Genomic DNA, 17,450 nt, shown 5'->3' with positions numbered 1-17,450 from the left:
ATGAAAGAAAAAATCTTAGTTGAAAATCTTGTGAAAAAATACGGCGACAATACCGTATTGAATAATATCAATGTTTCAATCGCTGAAGGAGAAGTCGTTTGTGTGATCGGTCCTTCAGGTTCTGGGAAATCGACGTTCTTACGCTGTTTGAACCGCTTAGAAGAACCAACCAGCGGCGATATTATCGTTGACGGCGCACATCTGATGGATAAAAACACCAATATCAATGCTGTTCGTCAACATATCGGCATGGTGTTTCAGCATTTCAATCTCTTCCCTCACTTGTCGGTTTTAGAAAATATCATTTTAGCACCGATGGATCTAAAAAATGCTTCTCGGCAAGAAGCGGAAAAGAACGCAATTCGTTTATTAGAAACGGTCGGTTTGGCAGATAAAAAAGACATGTACCCTGACAATCTGTCTGGAGGACAAAAACAACGGGTGGCGATCGCTAGAGCTTTAGCAATGAATCCCGATGTGATGTTGTTCGATGAACCAACCTCCGCACTCGATCCAGAAATGGTTGGCGATGTACTAAATGTTATGAAGGATTTGGCAAAACAAGGAATGACCATGGTGATCGTTACTCACGAGATGGGGTTTGCCAAAGAAGTAGCAAACCGTGTGATGTTTATTGACGGCGGGAACTTCTTGGAAGACGGTACACCTGAGCAAATCTTTACCAATCCTAAGCATGAGCGTACCAAAGACTTCTTAGACAAAGTATTGAATATTTAAAAAAGCCTCTGCAACAGTCCGACGAAGGAACTGTTGCAGAGGTTTTCTTTATTGTTTGTTCCGTTTCGTTTCATCTGCGATCCGCTTTTGATTTTCCCCCAAAAACACTTTTGTATCGATGGGGTTTGCTTTGTTCGCCCCGCCGATGCCAGTATCAACCATTTTCCCCCAGCCCTTCAACGGCTCTTTCCCCGCTGCACGAAGCTTGGCATTTTTTAACCGTAATGCCTGCTTTTTTGCTTCTTTTTTCGCTTGATGTTTTGCTTGCCATTGCTTTAAGATGCTCATATTCCTTCCTCCTCTCCGTGTTATGAAAAAAATCATTCCTTACATAAATTCTTAGCAAAAGGTATGCTGGTTCCTGTTGATCTGGTAAGAGTAAACAGGATTCGCCTTTAAAATAGCAAATTTTTATTGAGTAGTTAAATCTATTATAACATTTTCTTTTCAACATCGTAAGCTGCAGATACCAATTTTACTAAAACCACGAAAGGATATTGGAAATCAAGTAGCCAGATCGGAAGCAACATGTTACACTTATTAAACAACACTCCCTCCAAATCTAAATAGGTATACAAACATTTTTCTTTTTTATTTTATAGCAAATGACGGGATTTTTCTAATAAAAAACCAACATTAAAATAACAAAGAAAAGTAGCGAAAATCATTTTGGAGGAACCTATCTTATGAAAACCATCTTTTTATTTCCCTTACTAATGTTACTCTCCCTCTTTCTCACTGGCTGTACCTTAATTGACGAAATCATGGATGACACCACCAAGAGCAGTTTTTTACCAGAAGCAACGTCGTCTTCTCAATCTTTGTCAGCTGATTCTGAAACTATAGCTTCTTCTTCCAGAACTGAGAACCACACATCCGAACCCACATCTGAAACAGCTCGTTCTTCTGATGACTTTGCACAAGCTCAGAGCAGTACCGAAACAGCTGCCCCTCAATTTTCGTATTGTGAACAATTGCAGATCGGGCTGCCGCGACGGTGGAATCGAACAGTCAACAAAGACTTACTCCACCAATTGCAAGAAGGAATGTCCTGCGATTAAGTTCTTGAGATCATGGGTGGACTGCCTTCTTGGCGACTAGCGGTTGTAGGTGTGGAATCTAATGCATGGATCAATTCCGATGGTGAGGCAATCATTGTCACTCTTATTAACCGAACCGTTTCTGATGTGGCCTGGCATGATCAGTTTTCTGAAACAGAAATTGAGTAATCCATTAAGCGACCTCTCATAACTAAGATTGGTAAAATGCGTGATGAAATTCAAACACCTCTATTATCATGAGTCGTCTAAAAAACTTAGGAGTTGAAGGATAAAATGAAACTGAATCGTCCTATGAAAAAAATCCGGGAGCATCGCAGAAGAAGTCTTTTGCTTTGTTTGGGCATTAGTTGTTTTTTACTCGGAGCTGTCCTCTTCTACAGCGAAAATCAACCAGCAGCTGCCTACGAGCAGTTTTTAGAGATCGATTACTTAACTGCTTTACTGGAAGAAAGACCTTCCCCTGAATCCATCAGCGATCTTGGCCTCGATCTCATCAAACGTAGTGATCGGGTAAACCAAGAGCGCAGTGCCATTAACCGAAAGCGGCGCCGCGAAAATGTGATCGTCACGGAAGAGACTAGAAAAGTTTTTTCTCCCGATCAAGGAGCAATGGTTGATGAAGTAAGAAAAGTAACCACTCGTTTACCTGATTCAGCCATTGATTTGTTATCAACGATGGCTGACAGCAGCGCTCTCGAGACAAAAAGAGTTCCTTTAGGTTCAAGGGACAAACTGTCCAAAATCAGCTTTGATTTTGACTCCGATAACGCGGGAAATGAACATTTATCGAGAATCACATTGGTTGATGTCCCAGAATTTTTCGGTATTGATTTCTCACAATTCGGGAAAGAGGATGATATTGAGGAGATCAAAGAGACATTGATCGAACAGTATGGTTTAGATGCTCACATCAGAGACGTTAGCGCCATTCGGAGACTTTTCTTTGTTCATGAAGGATTTGAGTTTTACATTAGTCAAACCTATAATCCAAACGGAGTCGGCATCACTGTCCAAGCAGTAGAACCATAAACAAAAACTATCGAACCCCCGTCTCTTTGCGGGTTTAACAAAAAAGGCGTCTGCGAATCCAAACGCAGGCACCTTTTTCTCCTTCTATTTTTGTTTAGGCAAAAACGGTCGACCAATTGTCACGTTCATCAAGAAATTCTTGCGCTAATTTTTGCGCACCCTCTAAGGTATGGTTCGCCGCCCAACCGCATTGGACTTCATTGCTGGCAGGTACTTCAGTTGCTTGCAAAACGTCTTTCATGGTTTTTTCTAGGACGGTCAAAATCTCTTCATAATCGTCGTGATTCAAGACTGTCAAATAAAAGCCGGTTTGGCAGCCCATTGGCGACCAGTCCACAATATAATCCGCATGATTACGAATCAATTCTGCCGTCAAATGTTCTAGTGAGTGCAGACTTGCCATATCCATATGCGCTTGGTTCGGCTGCTTCAAACGGACATCATATTTGATGATAGTATCATTCGTTCCTTGTTTTTTATCGGCAACCCGTACATAAGGTGCTTTGACTTTCGTATGATCCAAATTAAAGCTTTCAACATTCATTTTCATTGTACTTCTCTCCTACTCTTTTTGTGCTTCCACAAGCCAAACATACTCATTGATTTGCTTAAAACGACTGGTAAACCCATGTTGGCGAAAGTATCGTTCGATATCCGCAATAACTGGATAGTACTCCCGTTGCAGATCAGCGGCTAGTCGCTGGTATCCAGCTTGCCGTGCTTCATCGATTCGTTCCATTTTGCGGGCTAGAGAAAGAAACATCGTATCCCCGAAAAGCACTTTCCCGCCTTTTGGCAGCATCGCCGCATATTTGCGGATTGCCCGTTGCTTTTCGTCCTCCGTAAGATGATGAAAAACATAGGTAGAAACGATCGTATCGATCACATCCGTGATCTCAGGAAAAACCTCCATATCACCATCTACAAAAGTCACTTTAGAAAGACTGGGTTTTGACTTGGCGATTCGCCGCATCTCTGGCGATGGCTCGATCGCCAGCACGTTTTTTCCTTGATTAAGCAGAGCTTGTGTTAGATTTCCAGTTCCACTACCAAATTCTACCACAGACTGCCCTGCTTTTTCAGCAATTTCAGCGAGTAACTGTTCATATTTGAAAAAAACCGCTCGATATTCTTCATCCTTGCCTGCAACTGTTTCATCGTACTCAGCTGCCCAGTCAGAAAAAATTGGAATAAATTCTCTCCCCATCACTAGCTACCTGCCTTTTCAAACGCTTGCTCTAAATCCGCCTGCAGATCCTCACCGTCTTCGATGCCGACCGACAACCGAATCAAGCCATCTTTGATCCCAGATTGCTCACGAATTTCTTTAGGGATCGAGGCATGGGTCATCACGGCTGGCACTTCTACCAAGCTTTCCACGCCACCTAAACTTTCCGCTAAAGTAAAAATCTTTAATGATTCAACAAATTCTGCTGTTTTCGATTCGTCGTTTAGTTCAAAAGATATCATACCGCTATACCCAGACATCTGTGATTTGGCGATTTCATGTCCTTCATGGGCAATCAATCCTGGATAATACACGTTTGCGACAGCTTGATGTGCTTGTAAGTAGTGGGCAATTTTCATCGCGTTTTTTTGATGTGCTTCCATCCGCAAAGCAAGTGTTTTGATGCTTCGTTGGATCAACCAGCTATCATGAGGCCCCAATACACCACCAATGGCGTTTTGTAAAAAAGCAATTCTTTCGGCGATTTGTGGCTCTTTGGCAACTGCTAACCCAGCTACTACATCACTGTGTCCACCGAGATACTTGGTAGCACTGTGAATCACAATATCTGCGCCTAATTGTAGCGGCTTTTGAAAGTAAGGGGTCGCAAAGGTATTATCCACGATCGTCAAAATGTCCTGTTTTTTAGCTAGTTGGGCAACGATTGCGATGTCCGTGATCTTCAATAATGGATTAGTCGGTGTTTCCAGAAAGATCGCTTTGGTTTCTGGAAGGATGGCTGCTTCAACGGCAGCTAGATCATTTGTTTTGACAAGTGAATAAGTCAACCCGCTTTTTTCTAATACTTGATGGAGCAAACGAAACGTCCCGCCATATACATCATCCCCTAAAATGACATGATCTCCAGTCTGAAACAGCGAGAAGACCGCATGGGTGGCTGCTAATCCAGAGGCAAAAGCAAACCCATGGGCGCCTTCTTCCAGATCCGCAATCAATTCTTCTAAGGCAAATCGAGTTGGATTGCCTGAACGACTGTATTCATATTGCTTTGGCTGACCAAGAGCATTTTGCCGATAGGTTGATGTTTGGTAAATTGGCACACTAACAGCACCAGTCATTTCGTCTTCGCTGATACCACCGTGGATTACTTTTGTATTAAAATGCATGGTTTACTCCTCCTATGAATGGGGTGATTGCTGATTCACCCGCATAAATCTGTTTTGATAGATAGCGATCGCCTCCATCTGGAAAGACGGTAATGATCGAGCTTCCAGTTGGTAATTCGAGGCTTTCTTTTACTGCTGCTGCCATTGCCGCTCCACTTGAACTTCCAACAAGCAGACCATAGTTTTTTGCCAAGTAACGCGTAAAAGCAAAGCCTTCCGCATCACTGATCGTATAAATTTGATCAATAAGCAAATCGTCAAAAAATTGTGGAATGAACTCAACACCGATCCCTTCAATCTCATGTCCATGGGCAGGCCCGCCATTTAAGATCGATCCCTCTGGTTCAACGACAGCAAGTCGAGTGCTTGATTTTTGCTTCTTTAAGTATGTTGCGACACCCGCGAAGGTCCCCCCGCTGCCAGCTCCAGCAACAAAGCTGTCAATTTTTCCAGATAACTCCTGAAAGATCTCTGGGCCTAAGGTTGCTTGGTAGGCTGCAGGATTGTTTTGATTGTGAAATTGCATTGGCATATAACTATTTGGTAGCTGTTTTGCTATTTCCTTTGCTTTTTCAATCGCACCTTGAATGCCTGCTTCAGTGGGCGTATGAACGATGGTCCCGCCCAACGCTTCAATCAGTTGCTGCTTTTCAAGGCTAAATTTTTCAGGAATGACAAAAATCATTTTTAAGCCATACTCGATCCCAGCTAAAGCTAAACCAATTCCAGTATTTCCCGCTGTCGGTTCGATAACGGTTGTCTCATGATCGATCACATGCTCACGAAACGCTTCATCGATCAAATACTTTCCTAAGCGGTCCTTGATACTTCCACCAGGATTTAAATACTCAAGTTTCGCATAGATGGTACTTCCCTTTTTGCCGCCAAATGCTGCGGCATCAAATTCAAAGAATGGGGTGTGCCCAATCAATGCTTTTATATTATTAACGATCATCGCTCGACTCCTCGCTCAACTTTGTTTGGTACAGCTCGTATGCTTCATGTACTCATTTTCATTTGCTATCATCAGCCGTCGCCAATGAAAGCGGTAAAAAACAGCAAACAAAAAGGGGTACTGACTATTACATCAGTACCCCAAAAACATGTCGTCTTATCCGGATAGAAGTGAATCACTAAAGAAACTTCAGCGATCTTCTGCGACAAAGGAACTAATAATAGGCATGACAAATCGGTATGCTGCTTTTTGCACCATACAACAACAACAGGTAGTTTGTGTGTTGACGTTTGTCATGTCTTGTTCCCTCCTTTAATTTGCTTGTTATCAAAATAGCACGACTCTTTTTTATTGTCAAACATTTTTTGAAATCACCGAGCACACATTGATGGTCTTTAATAAAATAACATCATAGAGGATAGTAAGCACTCACATAGGCATCCACGGCTTTGATCGCTGCTGCAACATCTTCTGCAGAAACTGGGAATGGCATATTGTGGATCGTTTCCCCTTCGATGGTTGCTTGCTCGCCAATTTTTAATAGGTCTGCATCGCTGGCTTCCGCAAGATGCATGTCGGATAATGTCGTCGGTAATTCTAATGCCTGATACAATTCTATATATTGGTCGAGCTCTTCAGGATCTGCATTTTCCAGCATCAATTGAGTGAGTGTTCCGTAAGCAACCTTCTCACCATGGGTCAGATCATGAACGTCTCCTTCAAGGGCTGTCAAGCCATTATGAATCGCATGAGCTGCTGCCAGACCTGCACTTTCAAAGCCTAATCCACTTAGCAAAGTGTTGGCTTCCACGATTTGTTCAAAAGCTTCGGTAACGACTTGTTTTTTATTCGCTTGATAGGCTTTTAAGGCATTCTCAAAAAGGATCTCTTCGCATTTTTCAGCGATTGCCATGCTGGCAATTGGTTGCACGCCGCCAACCATATTTTTACTATGGCTTCGAGCAACAGCACGTGCCTCGACATAGGTTGCGAGTGCATCCGCAATACCAGCGGCTAGCAATTTGGCAGGCGCTTTGGCAATCACAGCGGTATCCACTAAGACAAGTTCAGGATTTTTGTTATAAAAACGATACTTTTCAAAACGACCTTCATCAGTATAAATAACAGAAAGTGCCGAAGTTGGTGCATCAGTGGAGGCAATCGTTGGCAAAACAGCGATCGGTATTTTCAATTCATCCGCAACAGCTTTCCCAGTATCGATGGCTTTCCCACCACCTAATGAGGCAATCACTTCGATTGATTCACTTTTGGCTTTAGAGACGATACGATCGATTTCATTTGCAGAAGCTTCTCCACCAAAAATTTCTTTTACCGGTTCTAACTCGGCTGCTTTCAGGTTCTCAAATAGTTCTTCACCGGCAATTTTCCAAACAGTTTCATCGGTCAAAAGAAGCACTTTCTTTCCTAAATCTTTGATATGGGATAACCCATGCTTCAAGACCCCTTTTCCTTGAACGTATCGTGACGGACTCGCAAATATTCTTTCCATTGTATCTCCTCCTTTAATTGGTCTACTTTTATTGTGACACACTAAGCAAGCGATTTCAAAGGAAAAGAAAAAAAGATGGCCAAGAAGATTCGATTCTTGCCCATACTGCACATTTATAGCCATACAAACACTCATGCCCTTATAAAACGGATGGTTTTATAAGGGCATGAGTTGGATTTTTTCATGGTTATTTCTTTTTCCCACCAAAAGCATCTTTCATTTTATCAAAAAATCCTTCTGGTTGTTGTTCGTTCGTTTCATGGCCACTGGCTTTTGCATAAGCCCGCAATGCCTCTTTTTGTTCCTCATTTAAGTTCTTAGGTGTGATCAGCTTCACTTTGACCTGTTGATCGCCATTGCCGCCTCCCCGTAAGCGAGGGGCTCCCTTACCGCGTAAGCGGAAGTTTGTGCCTGTTTGCGTACCAGCTGGAATTTTTAATTTCACATTCCCATGAACCGTTGGTACATTGACTTCGTCGCCTAAAGCAGCTTGGACAAAGTTTAACGGCAGTTCGTAATAAATTTCCGACCCATCACGGTCAAAAATATCACTTTCTTCCACTCGGAAAACAACGTACAGATCACCATAAGGACCACCATTGGTGCCAGCTTCTCCTTGACCAGACAAGCGCATTTGTTGTCCATCTTCGACACCTGCAGGTACGTTGACTTTCACACTGTGTTTTTTCTTTTCATGGCCAGTACCATGACATGTTGTACATGGTTCTTTGATTTCTTTCCCAGTTCCATGACAAACATCACAGGTTTGACGGCTCATCACACGACCAAGCGGTGTTTGACGTTCAACATTGATGGTACCTGCACCATGACATTTATGACAGGTTTCTGGTGAAGTACCTGGTTTTGCCCCGTTCCCACCGCAGGTATGACAGGTTTCTTCACGATTGTATTGAACAGTTTTTTCCACTCCGAAAATCGCTTCTTCAAAGGAAAGATCAACCGCATATTGCAAGTCCGCTCCTTGTCGAGGTGCATTAGGATTGGCTGTTCTGCCGCCTCCACCACCGAAAAACGATTCGAAAATGTCTTCAAATCCACCAAAACCGCCACCGGAAAATCCGCCACTGTTAAAGCCGCCGAATCCACCGCCATAACCGCCTCCGTAGTTCGGATCGGTACCAGCATGACCATACTGGTCATAAGCAGCTCTTTTTTGGGAATCACTTAATATTTCATAGGCCTCAGAAATCTCTTTAAACTTTGCTTCTGCATCAGGTTCTTTATTGATGTCTGGATGATATTGTTTTGAAAGCTTACGATAAGCTTTTTTGATTTCGTCATCCGAAGCCCCTTTTTGTAGACCTAAGACCTCATAATAATCTCTTTTGTCTGCCATTGGCTTCCCTCCACTATATTCTTGCGTCTCTCGTATTTTAGCATATAATTCGCTCTAGAAAAATACGTTTCGCAAATTCATAAGAAAAAGCCAAAGCGGTGACTTTGGCTTTTTCACAAACAGCGATTATTTATCGTCACCGTCTACTTCTTCAAAGTCGGCGTCAACCACATCGTCTGCGCCGCCTTGTGCAGCTTCTGGATTTTCTTGTGCTTGTTGTTGTGCTGCTTGTTCGTATAATTTAACAGTTAAGTTTTGTACGATTTCATTCAAAGCATCACGTTTCGTTTTCATTTCTTCTAAGTTGTTTGCTTCAAGTGCAGCTTTCAACTCATCACGAGCTTCTTCCGCTTTTTTGACTTCGTCTGCATCCACTTTGCCTTCAAGCTCTTTCAATGTTTTATCAACAGTGAACAACAAAGCATCGACGTCATTGCGTAGATCAACTTCTTCTTTGCGTTGTTTGTCGGCTTCAGCGTTTGCTTCAGCATCTTTTACCATGCGTTCGATTTCTTCATCTGATAAACCTGAAGATGATTTGATCGTGATTTTTTGTTCTTTTTGTGTACCTAAATCTTTTGCAGAAACATTGACGATCCCATTTTTATCGATATCAAATGTTACTTCGATTTGAGGGATGCCACGAGGTGCTGGTGGAATATCCGTCAATTGGAATCTACCTAATGTTTTGTTGTCAGCTGCCATTGGGCGTTCTCCTTGCAAGACATGGATATCAACGGCTGGTTGATTGTCTGCTGCAGTTGAGAAGACTTGTGATTTACTTGTAGGGATCGTTGTGTTACGATCGATCAGTTTTGTGAAGACGGCACCCATTGTTTCGATACCTAATGATAATGGTGTAACGTCTAGTAAGACGACATCTTTCACATCACCTGTGATCACGCCACCTTGGATCGCAGCACCCATCGCTACCACTTCATCTGGGTTTACTGATTTGTTTGGTTCTTTATTGGTTTCTTTACGAACAGCATCAACTACTGCTGGAATACGTGTTGAACCACCAACTAAGATGACTTCATCGATTTCTGATTGTGACAAGCCAGCATCTTTCAAAGCTTGGCGTACTGGAATTTTTGTCCGTTCGACTAGGTCTGCGGTCAATTCATCGAATTTCGCACGAGTCAAGGTCATTTCCAAGTGCAATGGACCAGCATCACCAGCTGTGATAAATGGCAAGCTGATTTGAGTACTTGTTACACCTGACAAGTCTTTTTTCGCTTTTTCAGCAGCATCTTTCAAACGTTGCAAGGCCATTTTGTCTTTTCCAAGATCAATGCCGTTTTCTTTTTTGAATTCTGCTACCATGTGGTCGATGATTTTGTTATCAAAGTCATCCCCACCTAGGTTGTTGTCCCCAGCAGTTGATAATACGTCAAAGACGCCATCCCCTAATTCAAGGATCGATACGTCGAAAGTACCACCACCTAAGTCAAAGACTAGGATTTTTTCATCTTTATCTGTTTTATCTAACCCATAAGCTAAAGCTGCGGCAGTTGGTTCGTTGACGATCCGTTCTACTTCAAGACCGGCAATTTTACCAGCATCTTTGGTTGCTTGACGTTGTGCATCGTTGAAGTATGCAGGAACAGTAATGACTGCTTTTTCAACTTTTTCACCTAAATAGTCTTCAGCAAATCCTTTGATGTATTGAAGAACCATTGCGGAAACTTCTTGTGGTGTGTAAGATTTGCCTTCAACTTCTACTTTGTATCCAGCTTCACCCATATGGCGTTTAATAGAAGAAATCGTATTCGGGTTTGTTACTGCTTGGCGTTTTGCAACTTCCCCTACTTGGATCTCACCGTTTTTGAATGAGACAACAGAAGGTGTGGTACGGTTTCCTTCTGGATTCGTAATGATTTTTGCTTCGCCGCCTTCAAGGACAGCAACAGCTGAGTTTGTTGTTCCTAAGTCGATACCGATAATTTTACTCATAAGTAATACACTCCCTTTTTTAATTTAAACATCTACTTATAGATAGAAAGAACTATTGTGCAACGATGACCATGCTTGCACGCAAGACACGATCATGCAATTTATACCCTTTTTGCAAGACAGTAACGATTGTGTCTGCCGGTGTTTCATCAGAGGCAGGTACAGTCTGCACCGCTTGATGCAAGTTCGGATCGAACATTGCACCTTCAGCAGGAATCTCTTCGATTCCCTCTTCTTTTAAGGCTTGACGCAGACTTTCAAGAACCATTTCAACGCCTTTTTTCAAATTCGCAGCTTGGTCTTGATCGACATCTGCTGCCATCGCTCGTTCCAAATTGTCGATTGCTGGCAACAGTTTTTTGCCAAGATCTTGCGAGCGGTATTTTTGTAAAAGTTCCCGCTCGTTGCGGTTACGTGAAGTGATATTTGCGATCTCTGCACGAGCACGCAGGAATTGATCTTCCAATTCGTTATTCTTTTCTTGCAAAAGTTCCAATTCGCTTTTTTCCACTGCTTCTTCCTCTGGTTGAGGAGTCTGTGCTTCAGTTTCAGTTGATTCATTTGAAGATTCAGTTGTTTCTGCGGTTTCTTCAGCAGTTTTATCTAATTCTTCATCTAAACGCTCTTCTTTTTCCGTCACGTTTCAACCATCCCTTCTACGATTTGTTTCATTGCCGCTTATTCATTGGCAGCGTCTAATGCGCGATAATAATCGGCCAATTTTTTTGCTAACTCGCCTCGAAAAACTTCCATCAATCCAAACATCCGTGAATACGGCATACTTGATGGACCTAATAAAGCGATCGTTCCTTGTCCATGACCTTCGATTTCATAGCTGGCTTGGATCAAACTCATATTTTGTAACAAGTCGTTGCCAAGCTCAGAGCCGATTCTGATTTGAATCGCAGAATCTCTTGGCGCCAGCAGCTGTGTCAGCTGATCTGCGTTTTTCATAAATGAATACATCGATTTGAACTGACTAACATCTTGCGTCGGTTCAAAATCCAGAAGATTCATTCGCCCGCCGACGAAGATTTTTTCTTCAAAAATATGGCTCAGCATCGTATCAAAGAGATCAACGATTCCGTCAGTCGTTTGAAAATACTTATGCAGAATCATAGGAATCTCGGTTCTTAATCGATGGTAGACCGTCATTAGAGGTTCACCGATCAATTTGTCGTTGATGATCCTTACCATTTTTTCCAAATCTTCGCTGCTCATTGATTCAGGAAGAGTAAAGACTTGATTTTCGACATTTCCTTTATCCGTCACGATGATCGCGATGATCTGTCGTGCATTCAAAGGGACGATTCGAAAGCCCGTCAATTTCCTTTCCTTCATATCTGGTCCGAGAGACAACGCTGTATAGCTAGTCAAGTTGGACAAGATCGTGGCAGACTGCTGGATGATTTCATTGATTTCATGAAAATCTTTTCCAAAAGAATGACGAATGGTTTGAATTTCGTTTTGGTCAACTTCAGATGGCTTCAATAAGTGATCAACGTAATAGCGATACCCTTTTATTGATGGCACACGCCCTGAAGATGAATGTGTTTTTAGCAGAAGACCAGCTTCTTCCAGCGCCTTCATCTCATTACGAATGGTGGCAGAGCTAGCTTCAACCCCATCTTCCATCAATCGCTTCGAGCCCGTGGGCTGACCAGTATTCGTATAGTTTTGGATGATGAGGTGTAAAATCATTTGTTGTCTAGGTGTCAACATTTTATCCACTCCTCCGTTAGCACTCATTCCTATTAAGTGCTAACACGATTATAAATATACCATATTTGCTAGGAATGTCAAGTATTTGCATCACTTTTTTAGCACTCTTTCTAAGAGAGTGCTAAAAAAAGAAATCAAAAAAAGAAGCAGCGCGAAATGGCTACTTCTCTTCCTTGTTCTTTCTTATTTTTCTCCATCCAAGAGAAATGCTTCAAACACTTCGTTGCCAATGAACATCCCAGCTTTCGTTAAAAAGACACGATCACCTTGACTAGCCAACCAGCCTTTTTGAACCAACTGTTCGCTAGTTGAACCATAGATTTCCTGAAAAGACTTCCCGAATTTTTCTGCAAAGCGTATTTTTGAAATGCCAGCCTTTTTACGAAGGCCTAAAAACAGTTCCTCTTCCATTTGATTACTGGTTGTCAATTCTTCGGTTTCATGGATTGGCAATTGATTTTCCTGTAATGGTTTCAAATAATGCTGGATTGGACCTTTATTCTTGTAGCGGGTCTGTCCAAGATACCCGCTGGCGCCTGCCCCAAAGCCAAAATAATGTTCATTGTTCCAATACACTAGATTATGCAAGGACTCATACCCTGGTCGTGCAAAATTACTGATTTCATATTGATTCAAGCCAGCTTTTGTCATCGCGGCGATCGCCTCATCAAACATCTGCGTTTCAGCTTCTTGAGAAGGCAGCGCCATTCTCCCTTGGCGAACCCAGTTCATAAACATGGTTTTGTTTTCTAAAATCAAGGAATACATCGCATAGTGAGGCAACCCGAGATCAATCGCTCGCGTCAGTGTATCACGGAAGCTTTCTATGCTTTGTCCCGGAAGTGCATAAATCAAATCGATCGTCACATTCTGAAAATCATGTTTTTCCAGCAGCTGAATGGTTGAATAAACATCTTCAGCGGTATGCTTGCGGCCAATTTTTTTAAGCAAGCGATTATCAAAGGTTTGGACCCCCATCGACAAGCGAGTGACTTGATGGTTTTTCAAAACCAGCATTTTTTCTTCACTCAAATCACCAGGATTTGCTTCCACGGTAAACTCTTTGGTTGTGTGGGTCGGCAGCAATTCATGCACACCTGAAAGCAATCGATCCAGCTGGTTCGCCGAAAGCGACGTTGGCGTCCCGCCGCCGATATAAATTGTTTCCACCTCATTGATAGGCTGACGCAAGAGGGTCAGCTCAATTTCTTTTAGTAACGCTTCGATGTACTCATCCACTGGCTGCCCTTCTAAAAACACTTTGTTGAAGTCACAGTAATAGCAGATATGTTCACAGAATGGTATATGTATATACGCAGAAATATTTTGCGCGCTTTTTGTAGATGGATCGTTTATTGTTTGACCTTCAGGCATTCCTAAGTGATTCTCCTCTACCTTCTTTTTACTCCCATCGCTGAGAGCATCGGCACTCATTGTAGCATAGTTCTTAGAATTCTCCTATCACTTGGACTATTTTGGGCAAGAAAAAACACCACTTCCAAGAAGTGATGTCTTCAAATAGTCATAGCAAAAATTAAGAGCACTCCTCTTATTAAGTACGGTAAAATACCGCTTTTGTTCTTATCCCACCCAGAAAAAAATCTGTTTGTTACAAGAACTAACACTTCCCCCAAACTGTTAGCGCCACAATAGATAAGCTGTTGCTGACGGCTTACTTAAAAAGAGCAGGACTCTTATTCTTGAAAGACAATTGCTTGTCTTATCTGACTTAAGTATACCTTTTTTTAAAAATTAAGTCCTATCATCTTTTTCACCAGTCTATGAAAACGATGAGAATCATCCCCTTGGCGACCGTTATAGAATGTGTAGCAAAATATCGATCAGATAACGGATCAACCGATACGCAATAAATAAGAAGAAAATATTTCCCAGCAAGAATTGAAAAACATTGCCGATCGATCCCTTAAAGGAGCGAAAGCTGAAATAACGCGACCAACGATTGAACCCGTTTTGGCGATTTCGTTTCAAACGATACGCTTCATCATATTTCATTTCCAAGAGGTCATAGTAAAAAATCATCAAGGGTTGTTGCACAAAGAAAACTTTTTTATAGCCTGCCATCAACGTGTACTGTTTATTATTGGAAGGGAAATTGCGATTGCCGTTTTTCTTCACGCGCATCGTTGTTCCATCGTTCATTGGGAACGCATAATGATCCTCGAATTCTGTCAGTTGATGAATTTGCGGCACCTGATTTTCTTCTTCAAAAGCACGTACGACCTCACTCGCTTTCTGAGAAAGTGAAACCAGCCACGCCATCATCCCTAGCAAAATACCTAGCAAGATGATATTTAAAAGCAAACTTTCTTGTAACAAAAATAAATAACCTAAGATAATCAAAATCGCCACACCCAGGGCAATCATTCTTCTACGGAAATAACTGCGATACATCAATTCAAAAGAGCGCCGATAATAGGCATAATCTTCTTTTACAAAATCCATTTTTTCCACATCTTTCTGCGTTTAGGTTGCTGATAATGTATCAAAGATCCTTTTGAAAGTCAATTTACCGAAAAAGTTTCAGCGTCTGATTTGTTTCAAACAAGAAAACGTTTTATAATGGAAGATGTAACAAAAAAAGCGATGAAAGTAGGTTGAGATACGTGATATTACAAGAAACATTTACCTTGCAGAACAAACTGACGATTCCTAAGATTGGCCTTGGAACCTGGCAATCTTCTCCAGAAGATGCTTACAACGCCACAAAATTTGCCATTCAAAACGGTTATCGACATGTCGATACAGCGGCAGCATACAAAAACGAAGAAGCGGTTGGGAAAGCTGTGCGCGATTCAGGCGTTGCCCGCGAAGAAATTTTTGTTACCACGAAAGTACCTGCTGAGTTGAAGACCTACCAAGAAGCGGTTGATAGCATTGATGCTTCTCTAAAAAAACTTGACTTAGGGTATATCGATTTGATTTTGATCCACGCCCCTCGTCCTTGGAAAATCATGGGAAACAATCCAGAAAACAAAGATTTTTATCTTGAAAACATCGATGTTTGGAAAGCATTAGAAGAAGCCTACTTAAGTGGGAAAGTAAAATCAATTGGTGTTTCCAACTTCGATCAAAAAGATTTACAGAATATTTTTGATCATTGCGATGTGAAACCGATGGTCAACCAGTTTGTTTACCATATTGGACGCACAAATGAAGAGTTATTGGCATTTTGTAAAGACCACGAAATTTTAGTGGAAGGCTATTCTCCAATCGCCACCGGTCGTTTACTCGATAACGATGCAGTGAAGACGATTGCGGAAGCTTATGGAAAATCTATTCCACAACTTTCAATTCGTTACTTGCTACAAAAAGACATTCTGCCATTGCCAAAATCCGTTCATGAAGAATACATTTCTGACAATGCCAAAGTTGACTTTGAAATTTCTGAAGAAGACATGAAGAAATTGGATGCGTTGCAAGCTTAAGAATGCTTGCGTTTAATTGAAAAAAGCAGTCCGATCAAGTCCAGTAAATGCTGGTCATGGATCGGGCTGCTTATTTTGTTCTAAAACTCTGTTTAAAAAAACAACCGTTTCTTAGTTTGTCAAAGCTGGAATCTTCTTATGTTAGTTGCTCAAAGGTACCCCACACTTTTACTTCTTGTTTTTCTACCATCGTTCTGCCTTTCGCTAGAACCGTTTCTACTGTTAATGATTCTTTGTTCAGCAAGCAAATATCAGCATCCATCCCTGCTGCAAGACGTCCCTTTTGATCAAGCTTCAATACTTTCGCTGGATTAGAAGTGATTGCTCGAATGGCGATCTCCAATGGAATCTGCTCTTTTTGGACTGCTTCTTTAATGCCTACCATCAGCGCTCGCGAACTACCGACACCCAGACCTATGAATTGATTGTTTTCATCAAAGTACGGGAGGCTGCCTTGCCCATCAGAGGTCATGGTAAATTGATCCAGCCCGATCCCTTCTGCTAACAAACGCTTCAGTCCTTTACTGAAGCGAACCTCATCGTCTTCTTTTTCCCAGAAATCAGGATCCTCACTCGCCGTAAAATCAATCGTTCCACCCATTTTTGCAAAAGCAATACTTGCTTCGAAAAGCTCGCTAGTCCGATTGGCATGTGTCGGTAAAAATTGGCTGATTGGAATCTCTGTTTCTTCGATAGTTCGTAAAAGCAGCTCATATTTTCTCTTTCCTCCCCCTAAGTGGACGTTTACGATGCCTGCTTTTCCAGAGAGCATCCCACCAACACGGGCATCCGCCACCGCGCGGGTAAATTCTTCGAAACTCGGTTGTGAAGAACGATGGTCAGAAACGGCAATTTCACCGATACCAATGATTTTGTCAATAGTCAAAAAATCTTGAATGATAGAATCGGTGACCGGAGTCAATGGCAATCGATAAGAACCGTCATACAAGTACGTCGTGATGCCTTCTGCCTCTAGTCCACGGGCCTTACTGATCAAGGCAGTCATATCTCTGCCTACTCCGTCAGTACCCAAACACCCAACCACTGTCGTTACCCCCGCTGAGGTCAGCTGAGACAATTTCACTTCTGGTGTCCGGTTCTGAAAGCCACCTTCCCCGCCACCTCCTAAGATATGAAAGTGGCAGTCAATAAAGCCGGGAACAGCAAGTAACCCTGTGCCATCGATTTCTTCAAGAGGAACCCCTGAGAATCCTCCTTCGATCGAATCTTCAATAGCAATGATCTTGTCTTCGCTTAAAAGAATATCTTTTTTTCCTAAATAGTCAGGCGCATAAACCTCCGCTTGTCGTATCACCTTCAT

17 protein-coding genes are annotated in these 17,450 nt (G+C 42.1%); 4 read left to right on the top strand and 13 right to left on the bottom strand.

Features of this window, described 5'->3' with window-relative positions; translation table 11 throughout:
* Nucleotides 1-738: an amino acid ABC transporter ATP-binding protein gene (locus IGI71_RS07490; RefSeq protein ID WP_005225946.1), complete on the top strand. Its 738-nt coding sequence runs from the start codon at nucleotides 1-3 to the stop codon at nucleotides 736-738.
* A gap of 48 nt (nucleotides 739-786) precedes the next feature.
* Here IGI71_RS07490 and IGI71_RS07485 read toward each other — a convergent pair whose 3' ends face one another.
* Nucleotides 787-1,026, bottom strand: coding sequence for a hypothetical protein (locus IGI71_RS07485; protein WP_074536413.1), 240 nt, complete (start codon nucleotides 1,024-1,026; stop codon nucleotides 787-789).
* Nucleotides 1,027-1,424: 398 nt separating this feature from the next.
* On the opposite strand from IGI71_RS07485, the gene IGI71_RS07480 reads away from it, so the two are divergent.
* Nucleotides 1,425-1,799 (top strand): hypothetical protein, encoded by a 375-nt coding sequence (locus tag IGI71_RS07480; RefSeq protein ID WP_430616282.1) that lies wholly within the window; start codon nucleotides 1,425-1,427, stop codon nucleotides 1,797-1,799.
* Between the two features lie 273 nt (nucleotides 1,800-2,072).
* Entirely contained in the window at nucleotides 2,073-2,828 is a 756-nt protein-coding gene (locus tag IGI71_RS07475; protein WP_430616281.1) for a Tat pathway signal sequence domain protein, read from the top strand.
* Nucleotides 2,829-2,922: 94 nt separating this feature from the next.
* Here IGI71_RS07475 and IGI71_RS07470 read toward each other — a convergent pair whose 3' ends face one another.
* The 11 genes from IGI71_RS07470 to IGI71_RS07420 all read right to left on the bottom strand — a co-directional run bounded on the left by IGI71_RS07470 (nucleotide 2,923) and on the right by IGI71_RS07420 (nucleotide 15,146).
* Complete coding sequence (locus IGI71_RS07470; RefSeq protein WP_008382180.1) at nucleotides 2,923-3,378, bottom strand: S-ribosylhomocysteine lyase; 456 nt, start codon at nucleotides 3,376-3,378, stop codon at nucleotides 2,923-2,925.
* 12 nt (nucleotides 3,379-3,390) lie between these two features.
* A complete protein-coding gene (locus IGI71_RS07465) occupies nucleotides 3,391-4,035 on the bottom strand; it encodes a class I SAM-dependent methyltransferase (protein WP_086295228.1) in 645 nt (214 codons plus the stop codon).
* A gap of 2 nt (nucleotides 4,036-4,037) precedes the next feature.
* Nucleotides 4,038-5,183, bottom strand: coding sequence for a cystathionine gamma-synthase (locus IGI71_RS07460; protein ID WP_086295226.1), 1,146 nt, complete (start codon nucleotides 5,181-5,183; stop codon nucleotides 4,038-4,040).
* The gene (locus IGI71_RS07455) at nucleotides 5,173-6,138 is read right to left on the bottom strand and encodes a PLP-dependent cysteine synthase family protein (RefSeq protein ID WP_430616280.1); all 966 of its coding nucleotides are present in this window, start codon (nucleotides 6,136-6,138) and stop codon (nucleotides 5,173-5,175) included. The genes IGI71_RS07460 and IGI71_RS07455 overlap by 11 nt, the downstream gene beginning before the upstream one ends.
* Before the next feature lie 409 nt (nucleotides 6,139-6,547).
* Nucleotides 6,548-7,648: a glycerol dehydrogenase gene (locus tag IGI71_RS07450; RefSeq protein ID WP_194186090.1), complete on the bottom strand. Its 1,101-nt coding sequence runs from the start codon at nucleotides 7,646-7,648 to the stop codon at nucleotides 6,548-6,550.
* Nucleotides 7,649-7,835: 187 nt separating this feature from the next.
* Nucleotides 7,836-9,005, bottom strand: coding sequence for a molecular chaperone DnaJ (gene dnaJ / locus IGI71_RS07445; protein WP_430616279.1), 1,170 nt, complete (start codon nucleotides 9,003-9,005; stop codon nucleotides 7,836-7,838).
* 126 nt (nucleotides 9,006-9,131) lie between these two features.
* Complete coding sequence (dnaK, locus tag IGI71_RS07440) at nucleotides 9,132-10,961, bottom strand: molecular chaperone DnaK (RefSeq protein WP_005225936.1); 1,830 nt, start codon at nucleotides 10,959-10,961, stop codon at nucleotides 9,132-9,134.
* A 52-nt stretch (nucleotides 10,962-11,013) separates the two neighbouring features.
* On the bottom strand, nucleotides 11,014-11,601 hold the full coding sequence (grpE, locus tag IGI71_RS07435) for a nucleotide exchange factor GrpE (RefSeq protein ID WP_005225935.1): 588 nt from the start codon (nucleotides 11,599-11,601) through the stop codon (nucleotides 11,014-11,016).
* Nucleotides 11,602-11,639: 38 nt separating this feature from the next.
* A complete protein-coding gene (gene hrcA / locus IGI71_RS07430; protein ID WP_005225934.1) occupies nucleotides 11,640-12,683 on the bottom strand; it encodes a heat-inducible transcriptional repressor HrcA in 1,044 nt (347 codons plus the stop codon).
* Nucleotides 12,684-12,866: 183 nt separating this feature from the next.
* Nucleotides 12,867-14,057 (bottom strand): radical SAM family heme chaperone HemW, encoded by a 1,191-nt coding sequence (gene hemW, locus IGI71_RS07425; RefSeq protein ID WP_194186092.1) that lies wholly within the window; start codon nucleotides 14,055-14,057, stop codon nucleotides 12,867-12,869.
* A gap of 441 nt (nucleotides 14,058-14,498) precedes the next feature.
* On the bottom strand, nucleotides 14,499-15,146 hold the full coding sequence (locus tag IGI71_RS07420; protein ID WP_194186102.1) for a hypothetical protein: 648 nt from the start codon (nucleotides 15,144-15,146) through the stop codon (nucleotides 14,499-14,501).
* Between the two features lie 161 nt (nucleotides 15,147-15,307).
* Here IGI71_RS07420 and IGI71_RS07415 point away from each other — a divergent pair, with 161 nt between their 5' ends.
* On the top strand, nucleotides 15,308-16,129 hold the full coding sequence (locus IGI71_RS07415; RefSeq protein WP_005225931.1) for an aldo/keto reductase: 822 nt from the start codon (nucleotides 15,308-15,310) through the stop codon (nucleotides 16,127-16,129).
* 136 nt (nucleotides 16,130-16,265) lie between these two features.
* On the opposite strand, the gene iadA is transcribed toward IGI71_RS07415, so the two are convergent.
* A complete protein-coding gene (iadA, locus tag IGI71_RS07410; RefSeq protein ID WP_015509592.1) occupies nucleotides 16,266-17,450 on the bottom strand; it encodes a beta-aspartyl-peptidase in 1,185 nt (394 codons plus the stop codon).

It is taken from the genome of Enterococcus sp. DIV1279b, from assembly GCF_050531515.1.
GTDB classification, from domain to species: Bacteria; Bacillota; Bacilli; order Lactobacillales; family Enterococcaceae; genus Enterococcus_D; species Enterococcus_D casseliflavus.
Note: the sequence above shows the minus strand (reverse complement) of the source record. Positions and strands in the feature narration are given on the sequence as shown.

Excerpts from the sequence above, each read along its gene's own strand:
- IGI71_RS07490 (WP_005225946.1), top strand. The coding sequence starts at position 1 with ATGAAAGAAAAAATCTTAGTTGAAAATCTTGTGAAAAAATACGGCGAC.
- IGI71_RS07485 (WP_074536413.1), bottom strand. The coding sequence starts at position 1,026 with ATGAGCATCTTAAAGCAATGGCAAGCAAAACATCAAGCGAAAAAAGAA.
- IGI71_RS07480 (WP_430616282.1), top strand. The coding sequence starts at position 1,425 with ATGAAAACCATCTTTTTATTTCCCTTACTAATGTTACTCTCCCTCTTT.
- IGI71_RS07475 (WP_430616281.1), top strand. The coding sequence starts at position 2,073 with ATGAAACTGAATCGTCCTATGAAAAAAATCCGGGAGCATCGCAGAAGA.
- IGI71_RS07470 (WP_008382180.1), bottom strand. The coding sequence starts at position 3,378 with ATGAAAATGAATGTTGAAAGCTTTAATTTGGATCATACGAAAGTCAAA.
- IGI71_RS07465 (WP_086295228.1), bottom strand. The coding sequence starts at position 4,035 with ATGGGGAGAGAATTTATTCCAATTTTTTCTGACTGGGCAGCTGAGTAC.
- IGI71_RS07460 (WP_086295226.1), bottom strand. The coding sequence starts at position 5,183 with ATGCATTTTAATACAAAAGTAATCCACGGTGGTATCAGCGAAGACGAA.
- IGI71_RS07455 (WP_430616280.1), bottom strand. The coding sequence starts at position 6,138 with ATGATCGTTAATAATATAAAAGCATTGATTGGGCACACCCCATTCTTT.
- IGI71_RS07450 (WP_194186090.1), bottom strand. The coding sequence starts at position 7,648 with ATGGAAAGAATATTTGCGAGTCCGTCACGATACGTTCAAGGAAAAGGG.
- dnaJ (WP_430616279.1), bottom strand. The coding sequence starts at position 9,005 with ATGGCAGACAAAAGAGATTATTATGAGGTCTTAGGTCTACAAAAAGGG.
- dnaK (WP_005225936.1), bottom strand. The coding sequence starts at position 10,961 with ATGAGTAAAATTATCGGTATCGACTTAGGAACAACAAACTCAGCTGTT.
- hrcA (WP_005225934.1), bottom strand. The coding sequence starts at position 12,683 with ATGTTGACACCTAGACAACAAATGATTTTACACCTCATCATCCAAAAC.
- hemW (WP_194186092.1), bottom strand. The coding sequence starts at position 14,057 with ATGCCTGAAGGTCAAACAATAAACGATCCATCTACAAAAAGCGCGCAA.
- IGI71_RS07420 (WP_194186102.1), bottom strand. The coding sequence starts at position 15,146 with ATGGATTTTGTAAAAGAAGATTATGCCTATTATCGGCGCTCTTTTGAA.
- iadA (WP_015509592.1), bottom strand. The coding sequence starts at position 17,450 with ATGAAGGTGATACGACAAGCGGAGGTTTATGCGCCTGACTATTTAGGA.